The sequence below is a fragment of the Luteibaculum oceani genome (assembly GCF_007995015.1).
GTDB classification, from domain to species: domain Bacteria; phylum Bacteroidota; class Bacteroidia; order Flavobacteriales_D; family Luteibaculaceae; genus Luteibaculum; species Luteibaculum oceani.
The window spans coordinates 41,849-65,180 of sequence record NZ_VORB01000005.1 but is presented as its reverse complement, the minus strand read 5'-3'; the positions used below and the strand labels follow the sequence as shown (position 1 = coordinate 65,180).

At 40.3% G+C, this 23,332-nt stretch carries 17 protein-coding genes; 10 read left to right on the top strand and 7 right to left on the bottom strand.

Going from position 1 to position 23,332, the window contains the following annotated elements; all coding sequences use genetic code 11:
* Nucleotides 1-48 precede the first annotated feature (48 nt).
* Entirely contained in the window at nucleotides 49-477 is a 429-nt protein-coding gene (locus FRX97_RS06285; RefSeq protein ID WP_147014339.1) for a Rieske (2Fe-2S) protein, read from the bottom strand.
* On the opposite strand from FRX97_RS06285, the gene FRX97_RS06280 reads away from it, so the two are divergent.
* The 5 genes from FRX97_RS06280 (at nucleotide 476) to greA (ending at nucleotide 10,759) form a co-directional block, all read left to right on the top strand.
* The gene (locus FRX97_RS06280) at nucleotides 476-886 is read left to right on the top strand and encodes a hypothetical protein (RefSeq protein WP_147014338.1); all 411 of its coding nucleotides are present in this window, start codon (nucleotides 476-478) and stop codon (nucleotides 884-886) included. The two genes, FRX97_RS06285 and FRX97_RS06280, sit on opposite strands and share 2 nt — an antisense overlap.
* Before the next feature lie 196 nt (nucleotides 887-1,082).
* On the top strand, nucleotides 1,083-4,814 hold the full coding sequence (locus FRX97_RS06275; protein WP_147014337.1) for a carboxypeptidase regulatory-like domain-containing protein: 3,732 nt from the start codon (nucleotides 1,083-1,085) through the stop codon (nucleotides 4,812-4,814).
* 42 nt (nucleotides 4,815-4,856) lie between these two features.
* On the top strand, nucleotides 4,857-9,152 hold the full coding sequence (locus FRX97_RS06270; protein ID WP_147014336.1) for a T9SS type A sorting domain-containing protein: 4,296 nt from the start codon (nucleotides 4,857-4,859) through the stop codon (nucleotides 9,150-9,152).
* A 22-nt stretch (nucleotides 9,153-9,174) separates the two neighbouring features.
* The gene (locus FRX97_RS06265) at nucleotides 9,175-10,206 is read left to right on the top strand and encodes a PorV/PorQ family protein (protein WP_147014335.1); all 1,032 of its coding nucleotides are present in this window, start codon (nucleotides 9,175-9,177) and stop codon (nucleotides 10,204-10,206) included.
* Nucleotides 10,207-10,285: 79 nt separating this feature from the next.
* Nucleotides 10,286-10,759: a transcription elongation factor GreA gene (gene greA, locus FRX97_RS06260; RefSeq protein WP_147014334.1), complete on the top strand. Its 474-nt coding sequence runs from the start codon at nucleotides 10,286-10,288 to the stop codon at nucleotides 10,757-10,759.
* Nucleotides 10,760-10,826: 67 nt separating this feature from the next.
* Here the strand turns inward: greA and FRX97_RS06255 are convergent, their stop codons facing one another.
* Nucleotides 10,827-11,816, bottom strand: coding sequence for a hypothetical protein (locus tag FRX97_RS06255; protein WP_147014333.1), 990 nt, complete (start codon nucleotides 11,814-11,816; stop codon nucleotides 10,827-10,829).
* Nucleotides 11,817-11,866: 50 nt separating this feature from the next.
* Nucleotides 11,867-12,886 carry a WD40/YVTN/BNR-like repeat-containing protein gene (locus tag FRX97_RS06250; RefSeq protein WP_147014332.1) on the bottom strand — a complete coding sequence of 340 codons (1,020 nt, stop codon included), beginning with the start codon at nucleotides 12,884-12,886 and terminating at the stop codon, nucleotides 11,867-11,869.
* 197 nt (nucleotides 12,887-13,083) lie between these two features.
* Between FRX97_RS06250 and FRX97_RS06245 the strand changes: the two genes are divergently transcribed.
* Complete coding sequence (locus tag FRX97_RS06245; protein WP_223266577.1) at nucleotides 13,084-13,557, top strand: response regulator; 474 nt, start codon at nucleotides 13,084-13,086, stop codon at nucleotides 13,555-13,557.
* Here the strand turns inward: FRX97_RS06245 and FRX97_RS06240 are convergent.
* The 3 genes from FRX97_RS06240 to FRX97_RS06230 all read right to left on the bottom strand — a co-directional run bounded on the left by FRX97_RS06240 (nucleotide 13,554) and on the right by FRX97_RS06230 (nucleotide 15,780).
* Entirely contained in the window at nucleotides 13,554-14,318 is a 765-nt protein-coding gene (locus tag FRX97_RS06240) for an exodeoxyribonuclease III (RefSeq protein ID WP_147014331.1), read from the bottom strand. The genes FRX97_RS06245 and FRX97_RS06240 overlap by 4 nt on opposite strands.
* 1 nt (nucleotide 14,319) lies before the next feature.
* Nucleotides 14,320-14,985 carry a peroxiredoxin-like family protein gene (locus FRX97_RS06235; RefSeq protein ID WP_147014330.1) on the bottom strand — a complete coding sequence of 222 codons (666 nt, stop codon included), beginning with the start codon at nucleotides 14,983-14,985 and terminating at the stop codon, nucleotides 14,320-14,322.
* 63 nt (nucleotides 14,986-15,048) lie between these two features.
* On the bottom strand, nucleotides 15,049-15,780 hold the full coding sequence (locus FRX97_RS06230) for a lysophospholipid acyltransferase family protein (RefSeq protein ID WP_147014329.1): 732 nt from the start codon (nucleotides 15,778-15,780) through the stop codon (nucleotides 15,049-15,051).
* A 70-nt stretch (nucleotides 15,781-15,850) separates the two neighbouring features.
* Here FRX97_RS06230 and FRX97_RS06225 point away from each other — a divergent pair, with 70 nt between their 5' ends.
* Together FRX97_RS06225 and FRX97_RS06220 are read left to right on the top strand one after the other, a co-directional pair.
* Nucleotides 15,851-16,735 carry a hypothetical protein gene (locus FRX97_RS06225; protein WP_147014328.1) on the top strand — a complete coding sequence of 295 codons (885 nt, stop codon included), beginning with the start codon at nucleotides 15,851-15,853 and terminating at the stop codon, nucleotides 16,733-16,735.
* Nucleotides 16,736-16,788: 53 nt separating this feature from the next.
* Nucleotides 16,789-17,235 carry a hypothetical protein gene (locus FRX97_RS06220; protein ID WP_147014327.1) on the top strand — a complete coding sequence of 149 codons (447 nt, stop codon included), beginning with the start codon at nucleotides 16,789-16,791 and terminating at the stop codon, nucleotides 17,233-17,235.
* 52 nt (nucleotides 17,236-17,287) lie between these two features.
* On the opposite strand, the gene FRX97_RS06215 is transcribed toward FRX97_RS06220, so the two are convergent.
* Nucleotides 17,288-20,695 (bottom strand): methylmalonyl-CoA mutase family protein, encoded by a 3,408-nt coding sequence (locus FRX97_RS06215; RefSeq protein ID WP_147014326.1) that lies wholly within the window; start codon nucleotides 20,693-20,695, stop codon nucleotides 17,288-17,290.
* Between the two features lie 326 nt (nucleotides 20,696-21,021).
* Between FRX97_RS06215 and FRX97_RS06210 the strand changes: the two genes are divergently transcribed.
* A complete protein-coding gene (locus tag FRX97_RS06210) occupies nucleotides 21,022-21,705 on the top strand; it encodes a murein L,D-transpeptidase catalytic domain family protein (RefSeq protein WP_147014325.1) in 684 nt (227 codons plus the stop codon).
* Nucleotides 21,674-23,296, top strand: coding sequence for a L,D-transpeptidase family protein (locus FRX97_RS06205; RefSeq protein WP_147014324.1), 1,623 nt, complete (start codon nucleotides 21,674-21,676; stop codon nucleotides 23,294-23,296). Before FRX97_RS06210 ends, FRX97_RS06205 begins: the two co-directional genes overlap by 32 nt.
* Nucleotides 23,297-23,332: the final 36 nt, after the last annotated feature.

Here is a 23,332-nt window from a genome sequence, read left to right as displayed (position 1 = left end):
AACCAGTTAAAATATAAAAGAAGGGAAGCGATCGTTCGCTTCCCTTTTTTAATTGAATACTCTTAAAACATCACCATTAAAGGTGGTTTCGTACTGGTAAAGGGGCAGGGTAGCAGGGCCTGAGATTGGATTACCAGAGCTAAGTAAATAGCGACTATTACTACAGGTATCAATGGCGGCAATATCAGAGGAATCAACCATCACTCTACAATTATTATCTGGTTGGTAGGTGGCATGCCTATCGAAGGCGTTTATGTTTTCTTCGCTTGATCGGTACAAAATGATGCCTTTACTTCCTCCACTAACATAAACCCAACCTCCTGTCGATTTTAGATTTATGTATTGTGGATTATTAATGTTTACTGTGAAGTCAACCGCGGGGACGGGGATGAAATTATTTTCCTCTTTCTTACAAGCAAGTAGGAATAAAAACAATAGTATTGAGGAGTAAATCGTTAGGAAAGAAGAATTTTTCATGAAGGCAAATAGTAATACTAAAAGGGTAAAACGAATTCTTAGCTTTTTAAGTTTCTCTCTTATTTTATTTGGAGCTGCAGCAAATTTAACTGCTCAGGAGAAACCAAAAAATCAAAGAGCAAAAAAGGAAAAGATAGATAAGTGGGAACGCAAGGCTAGAAAGCAAGAGGCGAAGGTGAAGCGCCTGAAAAAAAGACTGATAGCCATCCAAAAGAAAGCGAAAGTTCCCAGTAACGCAAAGATAGTCCGCTTACAACGTAAGATAGCGGCTAGAGAAGAAAAGGCTGCAGGATTTCGCTATAAAGGAAAAAGCAAGCAACATGCTAAAAGTCAGTCTTCTAAGACTAAAAAGCGCATGAAGAAAAATTTGAAAAAACATAAGCGGTATAAAAAGCGTCATTCCAATTAAAAAACTTTAGATAAACGGTAAAATAGAATCGACGGATTTAAAAGAGGGGCTTTATTGCCCCTTTTTAATTTTTTAGGAATTAAAGATTTCACCACATAAGAGAAAAGTAACAGGGGCTTAACATTTAGTATTCTGTCTTAATTAAGGTTAATTTTGTCCGCTGCTAAAAATCAACCTTAATTATATCAAGTAGTTTATGGGTAAAAAGTTATGCGCTCTACTTGTCGCTTTCATTTGTGCGACTGTTACTTACGCTCAAGTAGGTAGCGGTACGCTTCAAGGGAAAGTTATCGACGAGAGCACCGGAGAGCCTCTGCCATTTGTAAACGTGGCAATTTTCAAAGGGGACAAGCAAATTAAAGGGACTACGTCTGACTTTAACGGTAAGTTTACCATCAAACCTATAGATCCAGGGCAATACGATGTCCAGGCTTCTTTTGTTGGTTACACAACCAAAAGAGTTACCGACGTAATTGTACGTTCTAACATTATCACCTTCCAAGACATGAAGTTAACTTCGGGTGTTGATTTAGGTGAGGTTGAGATTGTACAGTATAAGAAACCTCTTATTAACAAAGATGGTGGAGCTTCTGGGGGTTCTGTAACTTCTGAAGAGATTGCTAAGATGCCTACGCGTTCTGCGGCTGGTATTGCAACCACTGTTGGTGGGGTATCTACTGCCGGTACCGGTGGTGGTATTTCTATTAGAGGGTCTAGAACGGGTGGAAACTTCATCTACATCGATGGGGTGAAAGTGCGTGGATCTTCTTCGCTACCAAAAAGTGCACTTCAAGAGGTAAACGTAATTACCGGAGGGGTTCCTGCTAACTACGGGGATGCTACAGGTGGAATTATCTCTATTACTACTAGAGGTCCTGCTTCTGAATTTAATGGTTCGGTTGAGGCTATTACTTCTGGGTTTAAAGTAGGTGACCAACAAATTAACTTGTTAGATAAGTTCGGTTCCAACATTCTTGAGGCTTCTTTTTCTGGTCCGCTAATCAGAAAGAAGAACGAAGACGGAACTAAGGGCGAGTCTTTAATAGGATATAGAGTTTCTGGTAACTATACCTCTAATGTAGATGGACAACCTTCTATTATTGGGCATAACGTACTTTCTGATGAGGCAAGAGCTGCATTAATCGCAGATCCTATTTCTCGTGTGCCAGGTGCGGAGTCTGGGGTTAACTATAACTCTTCTTTCCTAAGAAAAAGCGACTTCACTAACGTTCCTACCAGTATTAATACTGAGAATAGAAACGCTTTCCTTCAAACCAAATTAACTGTTGATCTTGGGAACGATATGGACCTTACCTTCGGTGGTTCTGCCGTATTCTCTAAGAATAACGGGTATAGCTTTGTTAACCACCTAATGAATGCGGATATCAGCCCGATTACCACTTCATTAGATTACCGTGGTTATGTAAGATTCTCACACAGATTATTTAATGACCAAGAGAGTGAAGGTCTTCTTAAGAATCTTTATTACTCTATTATGTTGGACTACAGTAAGTCTTACGACAAAACTGAAAGTGCCCTACACGGAGATAACTACTTTGCATATGGTTACAATGGTAAGTACAACATCTTTAAGGATAGTGCTCAGTGGGCTTTTGATACCATTTTCAACGGACAGCCACTTTTCGTAAGAAACGCAGTTGACGGAGATACACTTGTAACCTTCGAAAGAAGTATGGTAAACGAGTTAAGCTCTAACTATGTAGAGGCTTTCTTTAATGAGTTCGATCAAAACTCTCAGCGTTACGATCGTATGGATAACCTAGTAGGTTTTAGAAACGGGGATGGTCCAGATCGTCTTTATGGTCGTTTTACCAACCTAGGTATGCCAGTAGGTGGATACGGGATCAATGATGATAACCAGTATCGTGTTTCTGCTTCAGGATCTGCCGACCTTGGTAACCACGCGGTAACACTAGGATTTGAGTACGAGCAGCGTGTTGACCGAAACTGGTCTTTTAACGGATTAGCTGGTGACGAAAGAAACCGTAACAACAACCTTTGGTCTGTAATGAGAGCACGTGCTAACTCGCACATCAAGGAGCTTTTCAATGAGCCAGTTGTTATTTTCGATGCTAATGGAGATACAGCTCAGGTGCTTACTCCTTCTCCTGATACAACTGAAATAAATGGAGCTCTTTATGTTAACTACGCTACGCGTATTGACTCTGCTAACCAAAGCTACTTCGATAGAAGCTTAAGAGCATCACTAGGATTAGATCCAGATGGAGACGATTTCATTAACATCGATGCTTTAGATCCATCTCAATTCAATATCGAATTCTTCTCTCCACTTGAATTACTTAACAACGGTGGTAGATTAGTAAACCACAGAGGTTTCGATATCTATGGAAACAAGCTTAACTACAACCCTTCAATTGAGGATTACTTCAATAAAAGAGATGCAAACGGTAACCTAGAAAAGCCAGTTGCAGCATTCCAGCCTGTTTATGCAGCAGGTTATATTATGGATAAATTCTCTTTCGATGATATCATCTTTAACGTTGGATTAAGAGTTGACCGTTTCGATGCGAACCAATCTGTATTAAAAGATCCTTATTTATTTAGAGATGCATATACTGCTGGAGATTATAGATCTAACGATAACATCAATCTTGGTCCTGACGTTGTAATTCCAGCCGGTATCAGTGATGATGCTTATGTTTATGTTGACAACCTAGACAACCCAACTCAAATTTTAGGTTTTAGAGAGGGGAATACCTTCTTTAACGCAAGAGGTCAGGTTTCTACCGACGATGCAATTCGTACTTCTACTTCAGAAATTGCTCCTTACTTAAAGGATAGAAATGATAAGAGTGATGTTAATGCTGCGGCATTCGAGGACTATACTCCTCAGATTAACGTAATGCCAAGGGTAGCATTCTCTTTCCCAATTTCGGATGTGGCATTATTCTTCGCTCACTACGATATCTTAACACGTAGACCAGTTTCTAGTAACGCACTTGATCTTGTTCGTTACGAATTCATTAGAAATATTGGTTCTTCTGCAAATAGTCCATTAAGTAATCCTAACCTTCTTCCAGAGAAGACTGTAGATTACGCAGTTGGATTCCAGCAGGCGCTTAACAAAAGCTCTGCTTTAAAAATCGAGGCTTTCTATAGAGAAATGAGAGATCAAATCCAGGTATTCCAGTATGTTGGAGCATACCCACAGGATTACTACTCTTTTGATAACCTGGATTTTGGTACCGTAAAAGGATTAACTATTGAGTACGATTTACGTGCAACGAACAACATCGGATTAAACGTTAACTATACCCTTCAGTTTGCTGATGGTACGGGTTCTAACGCAGGTGGTGCAGTGGTTAACCTTAACGCAACCGACTTCTCAACCCTTAGAACAATTGCTCCACTTAATAACGACCAAAGACACAAGTTCAATGCTCGTGTAGATTACCGTTTTGGAGCGGGTAAAAACTACAATGGTCCTGAAGGATTCGCTAGAAAAATCTTCGAAGATTTCGGAGCAAACGCGGTATTGGCAGTAGGTTCTGGAACTCCGTATACTGCTTCTTCAGATCCAAACGCATCAAGACTAGAAGGAACCATTAACGGTTCTCGCCTTCCTTGGAATACTAACATTAACCTAGTATTTGATAAGTCATTTACACTTGGAAAAGTGGATGGTGACGATACGAAGAAAGGAATGAACTTAAACGTATTCCTACTTGTAAACAACGTATTAAATACCAGAAACATATTTGGAGTTTATCCATTTACAGGTACTCCGGATGACGATGGTTATTTAACAGATCCACGTTACCAAGAAATCATTAGAAACCAGGTTAGCGAAGCTTCTTTCAGAGATATCTACAGCTTGTGGAATACTCGTCCATTTAACTTTGGAGCTCCGAGAACCATTCAAATTGGTGCAAGACTAGATTTCTAAAATCCGAACAGAGACATTAAGAATATTATGAAACAAATAGGTATGAGACATATTTTGTTGCTATTGAGTCTCGGAATTTTTACCGGACTTGTAGAAGCAAGAGAGCCTGAATATCTGCGAAATGCAGAAAATAAAAATAGCATCCGCAAGTCGGCAGCTGGTTGTGCACCAGCCACCGCTATTGCTCAGCTTAGTTTTAACAACGTTAGAGCTAGGATAGAGAATGGTGGGAACATGTGGATGAACCGTGCGAATAGTACAGCTTTCTACGAAGTGCCAAAGAATGGTGGTGTTCACTCCATTTTCTCCGGTGCACTTTGGATGGGAGGTTTAGGACCAAACGGTGATCTTAAAATTGCTGCAGTAACCTTTAGAGGGCAAGGTAGTGATGACTTTTATCCTGGTCCTCTGTTAACCGATGGTTCTGCCGAGATTACTTCCGACGTATGTGGGAAATTCGACAGATTTTGGAGAGCTTCTAAGGTTGAAGCACTTAAGCATGATGCATACTGGAAAATTGCTTCAGAGCAAGGTGAAGCAGCTGCGAATGAGGCTTTCCTTAATTATGAAACTCCTGATGCCTTTATTGAATGGTCAGAAATAGCGAATAACGGTTTAGCTGGTTACGATAGAGAATTAGCTCCTTATTTCGATTTCAATGGTGACGGTATGTATACGCCAGATCAAGGGGATTATCCTGGATATGACCTAGCAGGTACTGTAGTTTGTAGAGATTCATCTAGACGTGTACCACTTTTTGGTGATACAACTATTTATTGGGTATTCAACGATAAGGGGAATACGCACACCGCAACTAACGGTGGTCCTATTGGTATGGAGATTCGTGCTCAGGCTTTCGCCTTTGCGGATCAGACTGCTATCAACAACATGACTTTCTGTAACTACGTTTTAATTAACCAAGGTTCTCAAACGCTTAATAACACTTATTTCGGTCAGTGGGTGGATACCGATCTTGGTTTTTCTGATGATGATTATGTTGGATGTGACGTTCAGCGTGGATTAGGATACTGTTACAATGGAGATAACGACGATCAAGCTGGAGCTAACTCTCCTGGTTATGGTGCTATTCCTCCTGCAGTTGGTATCGACTTCTTCCAAGGGCCATATCAGGATGATGATGGAGTAGATAACTACGGTCCTTACGATCCTATTTTAGCTCCTTTTGGAGATAAAACGGTTACTTATGACGAAGCTATTTCCGGGAACGATTCACTTGGTCTTGGTGGAAATGGTATTCCTTACCTAGGTTTAGGTATTGGATACGGTGATGGAGTCATTGATAATGAGCGTTTCGGTATGCGTAAGTTCGTATACTATACCCGTGGTACGGGTGCAACTGGAGATCCAGGTTCTGCAAGAGATCACTATAACTACCTATCTGGTTTGTGGAAAGACTTTACCCCATTCGTTTATGGTGGACAAGCTCACGGACCTACCTCAGGATCTCAAACTGGGTATCCTACTGATGTTGTAGCGCAAGATGCATTCTGTGATTTCATGTTCCCAGGAGATACCGATCCAGTTTCATTCGGAACAAGAGGTGTGGATTACCCTGCTCAAAACGGAAATGTATACTGGACTGAGGTTACTGCTGGAACACCACAAGGGGATAGAAGATTTATGCAATCTGCTGGACCATTTACCCTAACACCAGGACAGGTAAATAACATTACTGTTGGTGTGGTATGGGCAAGAGCAGAAACAGGAAACAACCTTACTTCAGTTGAGAAACTGAGAACTGTGGATGATATCGCACAGAGTTTGTTCGATAACTGTTTCCAAATCTTCGAAGGTCCTGATGCACCTACTGTAAACGTTACTGAATTAGATAGAGAGATTATCTTAACATTAGAGAACCCTCAAACATCTAATAACTTCCAAGAGAAGTACGAGAAAATCAGACCTGAAATTCCTAACGATGCTGAAGATAGAACCTATAACTTCGAAGGTTACCAGGTGTATCAACTTAAGGATGCTACCGTTTCTGTGTCAGACCTAAACGACCCTAGCAAAGCGGTACTAATTTCCCAGTCAGATATAGTTAATTACTACACAGATACTGCTACCGGGGAACCTGATTTAACCAGACCTGTTGCAGAGCTAGTTAATTATACAACTGACCCTAAGCTTAAAATTCCTATCCCAGAAGTGAAAGTAGAAGCAGCTCCAGGACAGGAAATGAATAAAGGATTAGTAAAAGCTATTCGCGTTACTGAAGATGCATTTGCTAAAGGAACGGATAGAAAACTTGTAAATAACAAGCCTTACTACTTCGTTGCTATTGCTTATGGTTTCAATGAGTATGAGCCATACAATACGATGACAGGATCTGGACAGCCAGAACCTTATGCACCTTCTAGAAAATCTGCAACCGGTGGATCTATTAGAGCGGTATCTGGTATTCCTCACAAGAGAGATAATCAAGATGGTGGTACCGTGCTTAGATCTAAGTTTGGAGATAAACTTCAAATTACCAGATTAGAAGGAAAAGGAAACGGTGGTGTTTACACGCGTTTAACTGAGGAGTCTCGTTTGGCAATTGCTACCAGTGCAAATTTTGCTACGGATTCTCTTAAGTACCAGCAACAATTTGGACCTTTGGACATCAGAATAGTCGATCCACTAAACATCGTACCCGCTAAGTATAGTTTACGTGTAGTGGATACAAGTGATGTTGGTGATAGAGTGGAAATTTATAATAACCCTCATTGGGAATTGGCTATTGAAAATACTGTTACAGGTGAAAGAGCTACGGTAACTAGTGACCAAACTATGGACATTGGTGGTCAGCAATTGATTTTTGCCAATGTAGGACCAAATGGTACCGAAATAAACATGGGTATTTCGGTTAATATTAAGCAGGTGCAGTATCGTAAACTTAAGGGAGGACAATTTAACAGGGATTGGTATACTCCTCCGGTAGGTGGAGATGTTGTTCAAGACAACCCAGGAGTAGAATGGTTAAACGGTCTTCGCGATGGTGAAGGTACAGACCCAGCCAACTGGATCCGTGCAGGTAACGTAACGGGAACTGTTTATGCAGATGCTTCTGTACAATCATCAGATGGAGAGCAAGGAATTGACATCAATGGTGAATACGAAACTACTCTAAGTAGAATGTGGGGGCCGGGACGTGTATTAGCGTCAACTGCACCAGCAGCTGAGCCTTCAATCTACTTAATGCCTCAATCGGCTATCAACAATAACTCTCAGAATACCGGTGGTAAGTTCGAATTATCGCTACACATTACGCCTTCAGTGGATCTTGTGTTTACTCCAAACAAAGATCTATGGACAAGGTGTGTGGTATTCGAAGCTTCACCGAGCCCAATCTCAGATCAGTTTACCATAAAGAACAGGCCATCCGTAGATAAGAGTGGTAGAGTTGCTGGAGATCCTGGATACAATGCTGCTGAAGGTGATTTAACTAGCCCAGTTGGTATGTCATGGTTCCCTGGTTACGCAGTTGATCCTGAGACTGGAGAACGTTTGAACATCGCTTTTGCGGAGGATTCAAGATTTGCGGCAGACAACGGAGACGATATGTTATTTAACCCATCAGACAGGTTATACTCTGGAGATCCATCAATAGTGGACAACATTATTGCGGGTGGTAGACACTATGTTTACATTCTTAAGAACACTACTAAAGAACCTCATATCCGTAGTACACAAACTCAAATGCCAGCGTATGATTTTGGTGAGTATTGTGTAACAACTAGTAAGGTGGATAACATCTTTAGAGCGGTAGCTTGGGCAGGTATTCCATACGTAAACAATGTAGCAGATATGAAGAGCTACTCTCAAGGGTACATCCCAACAGAAACCAGAGTAGAGCTTAGAGTTGCACGTAAATTCCAGCCATATCCGAACAACGGATTAGAATTCGCAGATAGTACAACTAATAGTGTGAATGAAGACTGGAGTCCATTATACTATTTCAGTTCTGAAGGGCTTGAGCCATTGAAGGGACAAACAAAAGTGGTTCAGGATAACTTAGAGGATATCCTAGCGGTACCTAACCCTTACTACGGATACGCTAAAGATTACGAAAGTGGTCGTTTGGATAACAGAATTAAGTTTACCAACCTTCCAACAAGAGCTACAATTAAAATCTTCACTGTAAACGGTACATTGATTCGTCAGCTTGAAAAAGATGATACACAGAGTACCATAGTGGAGTGGGATCTTAAGAACAGCGCAAACATTCCAATTTCGAGTGGAACGTACATTATCCACATTGACATGCCAGGTGTTGGCGAGCGAATTATCAAGTGGTTTGGTGTAATGCGTAAAGTAGATTTACAAGATCTGTAGAAATAATATTTAGAAAGAAGCTATGAAAAAACTAAGCATATTTTCAGCGATTTTATTTTCAGCTCTTACGGCTTTTTCCGGGAATCCGGATAGAGCCGGGGAGGCTGGAGCTCCACAACTTCTAGTAAACCCATGGTCGCGTTCTATTGGTTTAATGGGAAGTAACGTAGCGAGTTCTTTTGGTTCTGAGGCAATTTTTACCAACGTTGCTGGTTTGGCCTTTATCAATAACACGGATATTCTTTTTTCTACTACCAACTATATGGGTGGTGCTGGAATTAGAAATGCAGCTTTAGGTTTTGGCCAAAAGCTTGGAGAGTCTTCTGTTATTGGTTTTAACGTGGTGTCTATGGATTTTGGTGATATCACTAGAACAACTACCGATCAACCTGATGGTGGTATTGGAACTTTCTCTCCAACCATGACTAACATTGGTATTTCTTATGCCAAAGCATTCTCTAACAGTATCTACGGGGGTATTACATTTAGATTCCACCAGGAATCTATTGCGAACACCCGTGGTTCTGGGATGGCTTTTGACGCTGGTATACGTTACGTAACTGGAGATAGAGACAATGTTAGAATTGGTATCTCTCTTAAAAATGTTGGACCATCATACGCATACGAAGGGGACGGTTTAGCTGTACAAGCAGAAGACGGTTCGGAAAACCAAAGATCTTTCTTTGAAAGAACAGCAGGAGCTGAATTACCAGCATCTATTAACCTTGGTTTTGCTTACGATTTCTTGTTAGCAGAAAACCACGAGTTAACTTTCAATGGATCTTTCCTTTCTAACTCTTTTATTAGAGACGAAATCCTTACAGGTCTTGAGTATAACTTTAACGACAGATTTAACTTAAGAGCTGGTTATAGCCTTGAGCGTAAGTCTCAAGAAAACAAGAGCAACTTAAGAGCACATACTGGTTTGGCAGTAGGAGCATCTATAAAAATTCCTATGAATAGCAATGGAAGCTTCCTTTCAATCGATTATGGTTACCAGCCATCCAATCCGTTTGATGGAATAAATTCTATTGGATTGAACTTATCTCTGTAAGACCTTTTAATTTTTATATTTGCAGTTCAAAAGAGCCCCTTTTAGGGGTTCTTTTGCATTTATATAAGTTAGTTAACACATGTCACAAGTAACATATTATACAGAAGCCGGATTAAAGAAGTTGCAAGATGAGCTTCACCAATTAGAGGCTATCGAGCGTCCGAAGATTTCAGCACAAATTGCTGAAGCAAGAGATAAAGGAGATTTATCTGAGAACGCAGAATACGATGCGGCTAAAGAAGCTCAAGGATTGCTAGAATTAAAAATCTCTAAGCTTAAGGATCTAATTGCCAATGCAAGGGTAATTGATGAAAGCCAAGTTGATAATTCCAAGGTGTTCATCCTATCAAAGGTTACCATTAAGAACCTTAAAAATGATATGAAAATCACTTATACCTTGGTTGCCGAAAGTGAGGCAAACCTAAAAGAGGGAAAGATTTCTATCGACTCGCCGATCGGAAAAGGGTTATTAGGGAAAGCTGTTGGAGCTAAAGTTGAAATTAAAACACCAGGTGGCGTTATCCCATTCGAAATATTAGAGATAGCCAGATAAGATTAATTCAAATAAAAAACCCCGTTTCGGAATTTCCGGAACGGGGTTTTTTGATTATGAATATTTGCTATTGAAGATTTTTTAAAGCTTGAATTACCGATTCCTCATCAGCCTCTTGCATTTCCACATTATCTATATGATTTGCGCGCGTTGTTGTAGAATATGAGGCAAAGTATAGGTCTATGCCTTGAAATGCCACTACGGCCACGTAAATGGGTTCTCCGATGGGAATAGATCTCAACTCAAATTGATCTCCATTTCTATAGGCTCGCATTACCCCTCTAAAATTTTTAAATACCACATAAACTGCCATGTCATCTAATAGCTGGATGTCTTCTTGCTGAAAACGCAAGGTGTATACGGTACGAGGGGCGTTTAAGTTGTAAAATTTATCACAGTTCATCCACCCCAGGGTATCGTTTAGGGTAGGAGAATAGGCCCAATAATTTCTAGATGAGATGGTGCTATCAGGATTGGTTACCGTGTCATTTGCAAACAAGAAACGCATTGACTCGGGAGGAACTGTTTCATTTTGCCATGTAAATTGTCCATTAGGCGTTTCGCTTGGGAGAAATACTTCCATTTCTGTATCCAGGTCCTGGGGAGATTCTACCTTTAAGGAAATCTCATAGTTTTCAAGCTTAAGGGTTTGACCGTCTTTTTTCACTTTAAAGTAATAAGCACCAGCAGATACAAGCGGCTCGTAATTGGCTACGGTTTGTTTATCCTCGAAAATGATTTCATCGTGAGTTAATGCCGCCTTATAATGGAACTCTATATTTCCGGTAATTCGGTTACCCCAAAGATCCTTAATGCTCTCTTTTAAGTTAAATCGAATCTGGTTTCCGTCGGGGAATACAATAATGGTATCTCTTTCTTGAGATTCTTTGATTTCGAACTTAATGGTATCTAGTGGTTGTTTTCGCTGAGAAAGAAATTGTTCTGATTTATAGGTAGAGGAGGTAGGTTGATATTCCCCGTCAACATTTAGTTTTTTACAGGAACTAATGCTAAGCAAAACAAAAACTGTAAATATTAAGCTTGAAACTAATTTCATAGGTTGGGATTGTAGGTATTTACGATTAAGACGTAGTAAAGTTACAAGGGTTATTCAACCCACAATATTTTTCCTTTTTTCCCTGCTGCAATACAAAATTGGTTGTTGCAGGTAATAGCGTTAAGGCCCTCCGTGTCTTTTATTAGGACAAACTTTCGGTAGCGAGGTAAGGCATACTGTAGTCCCAAGTCTCCGGCAGAGAAAAGGTATTTGTCTCCTAAAAACGCCATGGAGGAAATGTATCCTACCGGACCTTTTGGTAGGCTAAACCATTGGGTGCCGAGATTATCGCTGAATAACATATTTCTTTCCGAGTTGGAAATATCGTTATAACATCCTCCTCCTAACATAAGGTCGTCACCCTTTCTTACAAGGGAAAAGGCTCCACAAGCTTCGCCAGCGTTTAGCGCCAAATGTTCTTTTTTCCACTTACCCTCGGTGGGGATGCCCGCATGAATAAAAGCTCCCGAAGCACCACCAGTTACAAAAATCAACCCGTTTTTAATTTGAATTGCACTTTGATTAGATGCAGCAAAGGCGTACTCATTTTCTCCCGCTTCAGGAAGTAAACTGTCTGGAATGGCGGTCCAGGAGTTACCAAAATCCTTGCTTTGGTATATCTTAAATCTGCCGTTCATGGGATCGGCAAGTATGTATCCCAAGCCCGCACTATCCATAACCAAAGCGTCAAAAAATGCGGTGCTATCCTCAAATACCTTGTTCCACGTTTTTCCCTTGTCACTTGTTTTAAATACAGCGGCGGGTTCGGTTGCAGAACAAGCTATGGCGGTTGAATTATCCAGCGCCTTTATGCATCTTATTTCTGCTTCGGGATGAATTATACTTTTGGACCATTCTGCCCCTTTTTGCGATTTGTATAGTATCGTCCCCTTGCTGCCTGAAAGCCAAATTTCTCCCTCCTCACTAATGGATATCCCTCTAAAGCTAATATCATCTGGTATAGATATGTTTTGAACCATAGGTTCTCCTTTTCCACAGCCAATTATGGTGCCAATAAGTAGGATTAAAATAGCAAGGGAGGGAATTGAAATATTCTTTTTTAAAAACATATATGTAGCTGCAAAGTTTAAATATTAGCTCTTTTAGCCTTTAAACAAATTTTATTAATAATCTGTTTTACCGATTAATACTCCATTTCATCGGAATTTTAATCTCCCAACTCGTTTATTTATCAAATTTATATTACCCAACTAATTAATTGCAGGGTGCAAACCGTTGGAATTAAATTAAAAAGAGTTTCTTAGCAATGTCAGGGCAAATTAACGTTAAAGAAAAAACAAATTCCTTCATTAGATCATTAGATTACGCCGGAATGACAAAATTGGACCGAATCTTACTAGTGGATGACTCCCGTGCAGACAATTTCCTGCATAAAACCATCCTTACCAAAGCACAGATATGTGAACAGGTTGACATCGCGATGGGAGGCCAGGAGGCCTTGGATTACTTAAGTACTCCTGTTAATGGTGTTTATCCACAGCCTCAGATTATATTTTTAGACATCAATATGCCAGGTATGAACGGATGGGAATTTTTGGAGCACTACGAACAGTTACCACCGGAACAAAAGGGTGAGCAAATTGTGGTGATGCTAACCACATCTCTAAACCCAGATGACAGACAGCGTGCCGAGCAGATTGAAAGTATTTCTTATTTTGAGAATAAGCCGCTACTAGAGCAAAAGATACACAGTATCGTGGCTCAGTTTTTTGGAGCTTAGGAAAGAATAAGACCAACTGGGCAGTGGTCCGACCCCATGATCTGGTCCATGATAAATGCATCGGAAATTTGAGGTTTTAGTTTTTCCGAAACCAAGAAATAGTCAATTCTCCAGCCTACATTCCTTTGTCTTGCACCTCCGCGGAAGCTCCACCAAGTGTATTGCACTTTATCTGGATGTAAGTGGCGGAAACTATCCACAAAGCCTCCATTAACGAAATTATCAATCCCGTTTATTTCTTCCTGCGTAAATCCAGCAGATTTACCATAGTTCTCCTTAGGGCGAGCCAAGTCTATGTCTTTATGCGCCACATTAAGGTCGCCACAGAGTACTACTGGTTTCTTTGTTTCCAACTCCTTAAGATGCTTTAATAAGTAGGCATCCCACTCCTGACGGTAATCCAATCGCTCTAAGGCAGATTTTGAATTAGGAACATAAGTATTCACCAGAATAAAGTTCTCAAACTCGGCGTGTACCACTCTACCTTCACCATCGTGTTCTTCGTGGTCCAAATCCTTCCAAAATTTACTGTTTAGCGACTTTCTAATCGCCACAGCAGTACCTGAATATCCCTTTTTATCTGCACCATTTGCAAATACTTCGTATCCATCTAACTCAGCCAAGGCCTCCTGCACTTGCTCCGGAGTGGCTTTGGTTTCTTGAAACGCATATACATCTGCGTCCATATCCTTTAAATCCGCAATGGCTCCTTTTTTTACAGCAGCCCTTATTCCATTTACGTTCCAAGAGATTAATTTCATGTTAGTTGGTTTTGATATTCTTAATTGCGTTGATAATTTCCTTGGTGTGTGCTCTGCGATTATAATTGAAATTGAAGTGGCGAAATACTAATTCTCCGCTCTGATCAAAAACAAAGGTGGCAGGAACGGGTAACAAGGCATTTTCCATCCCGTTAAACTCTGCAATATCAGTATTCAAAAACATCTTAATTTTTTGGTCGTATTTCTCCGAGACCTTGAAGTCTACATCAAAAGCTTTCATTATTTGCGCATTTTCATCATTTAGAAAAATGATGTTGCCTTTGGCTTTATTGGCAGCAGTTTCGTTAGCCACTTTGTTTTGAGGTGAAATAGCATAAACTTTGGCACCAAGTGATGTGATTTGTTGTAGGGAATCGTTGAGGTTACTTAGATATTTACTGCAAACTGGGCACCAATTACCTCTAAAAAACAGAATTACGGCGGGTCCTTCTTTTATTAAATCTTCAGAATTAATTTCCGTTCCACTAGATGTGCTTGTGGTAAATTCTGGTAGGTCACTTCCTAGTTTTAATCCTTTTGGAAGTTTATAATCATCGTCCATGCCGTATTTAGCAGGGTCTTCTTTTTTGGATTTTTTTTGGGCTTGTACACTGCCTCCAATTATAAGTGAGGCTATTAAAAGTAGGGGGAATAAGATTCTTTGCATGCTTTATTATTGAGCTACGAATTTAACGAGCCTTGGGCAGATAGGATGTAAAAGAATCATAATCTATTGATCCCATTCTGATCTGAAGCCCATTATGGTATCGTTTATCCAATTTTGGGTTTGAGCGCGCAATTGCTCCCCATCTTGGTTAACCATGGGATCTGAAAACTTAATTTTAACCGGGATGGATTTCTGGCTGAAAATCTCAAAAAAGTGGGGCAGGAATAAATCGTCATCCACCCAGGCAATTTTCGGGTTCTCATATTCAATTGCCAGCCCATAAATCGGCAATTTTGCCTTTGCTACCGTGTGAAACATACCTGGTTTAAAGGGAAGTGTTTCCGGTCCGCGAATGGTGGTTCCTTCTGGAAAAATAATAACTGATTTTCCCTCAGCTAACCGCTTTTTAAGCTGCGCTCTGGTTTCTGCTCTACTCTCTTTACTCGATCGGTTTACCCAAACTGTACTAAGACCATTTCCTCCCCAGCCAATAATGGGCCAGTTTTTTACCGATGCCTTGGCGACAAAAACAGCTGGAATTTTCGAAGAAATTAAAAGGATGTCTACATACGATCTGTGGTTTGCCATAATTACTCCGGGACTTTTGGGTACTTTCCCCTCGGTAAGTACTTTAATCCCCAGTCCCCATTTCATTAGGTTTTTCCAGAGATTGAAAATGCCAAATAGCCATTTAAATGGTGCTCCCAGTATTTTTAGGAGGAGCAGGAGGATGGAGATAACTAAAGAAACGGTTACGAAAAAGAAGAATCTAAAAAGTAGTCTTAGCCAACGCATGTTTCAAAAATATGTTTAATTGCCACTTTCCTAAAAAGGAAGGGTTTTATTTGTAAAAATTCTATTCGGCTTGCAATCTAAATTTTGCTTTCTATCCAGAACAGAAATCGATGAGGATCGATGGAATGAAAAGGTGAAATCACTACCCGGTGGTAAAATCTATTGGCAAACTTGGTACCTCGATGCCGTTACCGATTCTCGTTGGGATGCCTTAATAGGCGAGAATTACAAATGGATTTGGCCCCTTCCATATAATCGTAAACTCTTTGGTTTAAAACAGGTGTATCAACCAGTTTTGAGTCAGCAATTAGGTCCCCTCGGTAAAATAGATGGGGTACTATATCATAGGGTTTTAAGCTTTCTTAAAAGGAAATATGTAAGGTTTTATCAGCAAGGTCCATTTCTCGATGTTGATATTGCAGGAATGCCCCACCGTATTAATATGGAGTTGCATTTGAATCGTCCCTACCAAGAAATTTACAGAGATTTTGGACGGGGACTTAAGCAAAACCTAAAAAGGACGATTCCGCTTAATTTAAAAGTAAGGGCTACCGAAAACCTTGTGGGTTTAATGGATCTCACCCAAAAAGAATTAGCCCAAAAAACGAATTTGAAATCGAGTGATTTTGCTCGAATTCGAACCGTGCTCGAAAAAGGGCTAGAGAATGATTCAGGGATAATTTACGAGGTGTTAAATGCTGAAAATGAGCTTTTAAATATTTCGTATTTCTTTATTGACGACAGATACATTTATAATGTTTATGGGGCTTCTACCGAGATTGGTCCAGAACATTATGCAATGCCTTTTTTACTTAATTACCTCGTTAACAAGCATTCTGAAACCCTAATGATTTTAGATTTTGAAGGATCGGATATCCCAGGAGTACAAAAATTCTTTCGCTCTTTTGGTCCCGATGTAATTTGGTATTACCAACTAAAATTTGGGCTATTTTAATTTTCAACTGAGTTTGGCATTAAATTGGTGGGACAAATGCAAACTCAAATCGTATGAAAAAGTTATTACTGGGGCTCATTGCTGTATGCTTCTTTGGTGTAGATGCTATGGCCCAAGAATTTAAGGTGGTTACCGTTGTAGAATCTATTGTTCCAATGGGGCTAGGTAGATCCAGAATCATTGAAGCGGCGGAAGATGTGGATTCAGAGGCTGCAACTACAGAAAGGACCGAAGGCCAGGATAGCAAACAAGGAAAAGTGCGTAGAAAGGATCTTAAAATTGATGATTTAAAAGAAACCAAGCTGCTTAACTTCTACTCTGGAGTGGGTATAAACTTCCAAAATATTGCTTCTAATGATGCTCTTATCGGAGACCGCATTTCTAGCCTTGCACAACAGGGTTGGAAATTAGTTTTTGTAACCAGTGGTGTGGAAAGCGATGCTGGAGATAAAGATGGAAAAGGGATTTATATAACCCGATTTATCTTCCAAAAAGACTAACGAAAAAAGGCTGACTCAACGAGTCAGCCTTTTTCCTTTTCATTGCAAATAATTACATATTACGTCTGTACTGACCACCCACATCGAATAGGGCATCAGTAATTTGACCTAAAGAACAAACTTTGGTAACATCCATTAGTCGTTCGAACATATTCTCGTTCTGTATAGCCGCATCTTGAAGCTCTTTAATTGCCTCTTTCGCTTTAGCTTCATTCCTTTTGTGAAGGCTTTGTAAGGTATTAATCTGGAATTCTTTTTCTTCTGTAGTTGCTCTAATTACCTCCTTCGGTAGTACCGTAGGCGAACCTTTAGAACTTAGGAAAGTGTTCACCCCAATAATCGGGAATTCTCCAGTGTGCTTAAGTGTTTCGTAGTATAGCGACTCCTCTTGAATCTTGTTTCGTTGGTACATGGTTTCCATTGCACCCAATACACCTCCACGTTCGGTAATTCTGTCGAATTCAGCCATTACCGCTTCTTCAACCAAGTCGGTTAATTCTTCGATAATAAAGGCACCTTGAATTGGATTCTGGTTTTTCGCTAATCCAAGCTCTTTATTAATGATTAACTGAATAGCCATAGCTCTACGAACCGATTCTTCGGTAGGTGTAGTAATGGCTTCATCATAAGCATTGGTATGTAGTGAGTTACAGTTATCGTAAATCGCGTAAAGCGCCTGAAGCGTGGTTCTAATATCGTTAAAGTCAATCTCCTGAGCATGCAGCGACCTTCCACTCGTTTGGATGTGGTACTTAAGCATTTGAGCACGTGCGTTAGCACCGTATTTTTGCTTTAAAGCCTTAGACCAAATTCTACGGGCAACACGTCCAATTACCGCATACTCCGGGTCTATTCCATTAGAGAAGAAGAAAGAAAGGTTGGGACCAAACTTATTGATATCCATACCTCTACTTAAGTAATACTCAACGTAGGTAAACCCGTTAGCCAGGGTAAAGGCAAGCTGAGTAATCGGGTTGGCACCAGCTTCGGCAATGTGATATCCAGAAATAGAAACAGAGTAAAAGTTTCTTACATTTTTTTCAATGAAATATTGCTGAACATCTCCCATTAAACGAAGGGCAAATTCTGTAGAGAAAATACAGGTGTTTTGAGCCTGATCTTCTTTTAGAATGTCTGCCTGAACAGTACCTCTTACTTGAGAAAGTGTTTCGGTTTTAATTTTTTGGTAAACATCTGTAGGAAGCACTTGGTCTCCAGTGGTTCCTAGTAACATAAGACCCAATCCGTCATTTCCTTCAGGAAGGTCGCCATTGTACCTTGGTTGTTCTTCACCTTTTTCTGCAAAGATCTTTTTCAGCTTAGTCTGCACTTCTTGCTCCAAACCATTTTCCTTAATGTATTTTTCACATTGTTGGTCTATGGCGGCATTCATGAAAAACCCAAGAAGCATAGGAGCTGGCCCGTTGATGGTCATCGATACCGAAGTTGTTGGAGCGCATAAATCGAATCCAGAGTACAGTTTCTTGGCATCATCAAGACAGCAAATAGATACTCCCGAGTTTCCAACCTTTCCGTAGATATCTGGTCGGTAATCCGGGTCGTTTCCATAAAGGGTAACCGAATCAAATGCCGTAGATAAACGAGCTGCTGGCATTCCTTTCGATACGTAGTGGAATCTTCTGTTGGTTCTTTCCGGTCCACCTTCCCCAGCAAACATTCTTGTAGGATCCTCGTTTTCCCTTTTAAAAGGATAAATTCCAGCCGTGTATGGGAATTCACCCGGTACATTTTCTTGAAGAACCCATTGTAAAACATCTCCCCATGCTTTGTATTTAGGAAGAGAAACTTTTGGAATCTGACTATGAGAAAGGGATTCCGTATGGGTTTTAATTCTAATTTCTTTATCTCTAACCTTAAAGATGTATTCGTCTGCCTTGTATCTCGCCTTCTTACTATCCCAATCCTGAAGGATTTTAAAGTTGTGTGGATCTAGATCTAACTTAATGCGATCGAACTCTGCAATCAATGTTTTAACGATGTCGCTGTTATCTCCGGTGTAGTTCTCAGGAGATTCTTCCAGCTGATTAGGACCACCAAAATTGATAACGCTAGCATTTAGGGCATATAACTTATCAGCCACTTCAGCTTGCTTAACCACCCATTGATTGTAAGAACGAACCGTTTCGGTTATTTCGGTTAGATATCTTGTACGCTGAGGAGGAATGATAAATACCTTCTCAGACATTTCATCGGTTATTTCATAGCTGGATTTGAGGTTGGCTCCTGTTTTTTCAACCAAAACATCCATGATAGCCTTGTACAAGCTGTTGGTACCTGGATCGTTAAATTGAGAAGCAATGGTTCCAAACACCGGCATATCATCTGGGTTTTTATCCCAAAGTTGATGGTTGCGCTGGTATTGCTTTTTCACATCTCTCAAGGCATCTAGAGCTCCTCGTTTGTCGAACTTGTTAAGCGCAATAATATCCGCAAAGTCCAACATGTCAATTTTCTCCAACTGCGTTGCCGCTCCATATTCTGGAGTCATAACATAAAGAGAAACGTCGGAGTGATCTAGGATTTCGGTGTCACTCTGGCCAATTCCAGAGGTTTCCAATATAATTAGGTCGTATTTCGCAGCCTTTAGAATGGAGATTGCCTCTTTTACATGCTTAGAAAGGGCAAGATTACTTTGACGTGTTGCCAATGAACGCATGTAAACACGAGAATTTCGAATGGAGTTCATTCTAATTCTATCTCCCAATAGGGCACCACCAGTTTTTCTTTTCGAAGGGTCTACAGATACAACCCCAATTGTTTTATCTGGAAAATCAACCAAAAAGCGTCTAACTAGCTCATCAACCATAGAAGATTTACCAGCTCCTCCGGTTCCGGTTATGCCCAATATTGGAGTTGCGGTATTTTCAGCTTCCTTATGAACTGTGTCTAGGTCTTTTGCTGCCCCTTCTGGGTTGTTTTCTGCAGCAGAGATCAGTCGGGCGATATCCAAAGGGTCTTTTCCAGATAAACGGGAAATTTCTCCATTTAAACTTTGACCTGTTGGAATATCGCATTGCTCCAACATATCGTTAATCATACCCTGTAACCCCATTTCTCTACCATCATCCGGATGGTAAATACGGGTAATTCCATACTCGTGAAGCTCTTTAATTTCCTCGGGTAGTATGGTTCCACCACCACCTCCAAAGATTTTAATATGTCCTGCGCCCTTTTCTTTAAGCAGGTCGAACATGTATTTAAAATATTCGGTATGCCCCCCTTGGTAGGAAGTCATGGCAATAGCTTGTGCATCTTCTTGAATTGCGCAGTTAACCACTTCTTCAACACTTCTATCGTGTCCAAGGTGAATAACTTCTGCTCCAGTACTCTGGATAATTCTGCGCATAATATTTATGGCAGCATCATGCCCATCAAAAAGGGAGGCAGCAGTTACAATTCTGATTTTATTTTTTGGTTTATAAGGAGCTACAGTTTCCATAGTCTGATTTTTCGACTCGCAAATATAAGGCTTGCAAGGGATTTAATTGCTTTGTTTGATGAGCGGCGATATAGTCTCGCTACTCGCCAGAAAAACAAGGAGATATGAGAAGAATCAGGAATAAAACATGACTGTAGTCAGCTAAGGCAACGCAATAAACTTAGTGTTTTTTCGTGTTTAATCCGATTATGTTAACCGCTTATCGAAAATAATTGATAATCAGCTATTTGTATTTGTTTTTCAACGTATTTTTGTAGGGCCTGAAAAGGAATAAAAAAGGAATAAAATTAAGCACCATCAACAAACAATTAACCACAATTACCTTAATGAAGCTAGCAACTGTTTTGGCTTTCTTTATCGGAAGTCTTTTAGTTTCCCCAACCATCATCGCCTCCAATCCAACCGAATTAGCACACCGCGCATACAACGCAATTGAGTGGACTAACTCTAGACCTAAAATTGAGGTTTTCGAATTAGCGATTCAAGGGTTTAGAAACTTACAGTTTAGCGGGGAAATTAGTGAGCAAAAGAGCTTGATTACTATTGTGGACTTTTCTCTTCCTTCGTCTGAAGAAAGAATGTGGATTATCGATTTAAAGACTAAAAAGGTGCTTTTCCAATCTCTTGTGGCCCACGGAAGAAACTCTGGTAATTTATATGCCAAGTCATTTTCAAATACTCCAGAGAGTTATCAAAGTAGCATCGGATTTTATAGAACGGCTAAAACGTATCATGGTAAGCATGGTTTGTCTCTACGTTTAGATGGACTTGAAGAGGGGTGGAACAACAATGCAAGAGATAGAGCCATTGTGTTACATGGTGCAAAGTATGTAAGCAAGGATTTTGTAAACCAACATGGAAGATTAGGTCGCAGCCATGGCTGTCCTGCGGTACCTGTCGCAAATCATAAGGCAATCATCAATACAATAAAGGAGCGTACTTGCTTTTTTATATATTATCCAGATGAAAGCTATCTGAATGAATCTAAAATTTTACAGCCAAACACCTAGTAAACTTTCTTTTTTAATTGCTCTTATATTTTGGGCTGGCACCGCGTTAGGATCTGACCAAAATGTTCCCGAGCGAATAAAGGCCATTATTGGCGCCTCTAAATCTGGTTCTTTCTCGGTTTATGGAGAGCCAGTTTATTGTGCCGAAGCCGTTAGAGAGGTGTATTCTAATGCACCATATCCCATTTGGAATCAACGCCGTGCCGAAGAATTTCTATCTTATGTTGCGCTTTCGCACTTAGATGGGTTAATTCCAACTGACTATCATCTAAACTCACTCACCAAGGCCATAAATCCTTGGCCGTATGAAGAAGAAAGATTGGCAAGAATAGAAATTGCCCTCACCGATGCATTTTTACTTTTTACTTCTCACTTGCTTCATGGAAAACTAAACCCCGAAACACTACACCCCATTTGGGATATTTCATTGGCCGATGGTAATCCAAAGGCCTTACTGGATTATTATCGTAGTGGAGCCCCATTTGAGGAAATTTTGAGGGCCGCTACACCAAAAAAGGCTGAGTATAGATTCCTTAAAATGGAGTTATACTATTGGAGTCAACTTCAAGATCAGGCCTGGGAAATTATATCCATTCCAGAAAGTTTTAAACCTGGAGCCAGCCACAATCAAATTATAAAAATCCGTAGGCGTGTTGCCATCATTTCCGGTTTGCCAATTGCCGAATTTACTTTAGGAGCAAATCATAGTTTTTATGATTCCACATTGGTAAATGGGGTGCGTAAAATACAGGAGTTGCACGGGCTAAACCCCGATGGAGTTATAGGTCCTAAAACGATGAGAGCCCTTAACCTTACCCCTGCAGAAAGGGTTAAGATGATAAAAATTAACCTTGAAAGATGGAGGTGGTTGGAGCGTAATCTGGGGGACTACTACATCCACGTAAATATTGCTGCCTACCGCTTAGATTTAATAGATGGGGGTAATAAAATTTCCACCCACAGGGTTATTGCCGGAAAGCCAGCTAGGCAAACCCCTGTATTTAGTTCTACCATGCAATATTTGGTGATAAACCCCACATGGACTGTACCCCCAACCATTTTGAGTAAGGATGTGATACCTGGAATTAAAAAAGACCCCAATTATCTTAGTAAGAAAGGAATTGAGCTGTATAATTCTCGGGGAGAGCGGGTGCTACCAGAATTTGTAGACTGGACTTCTCCAGAAGCAAAAAGATTAATATATCGCCAGCCTGCTGGACCTGATAATGCCCTTGGCGATGTTAAGTTTATGTTCCCGAATAAGTACAGCATTTATCTCCACGATACCCCATCTAGATCGCTCTTTACGCAAGAAGATAGGGCTCTTAGTTCAGGGTGTATTCGGGTGCAATACCCCTTGAAATTAGCGGAGATTCTTCTGGATTCTGAGAATTATTCGCTCCCTCGCTTGCAGGAAATGGTTTCGGAAAGAATTACAAGGACCATCCGATTAGATAGAAAACCCAAAGTGCATCTTACTTATCTCACGGTAGAAGGAAAATCGGACACCGAGGTATACTTTTTGAATGACGTTTATGAAAGGGATGCCGCCGTTTGGAGGGGGCTTCAGTCTACCCCGCCGCTATTGTAAAAAGGAATTAGTCTCAATGGTATAAACCAAGTACTT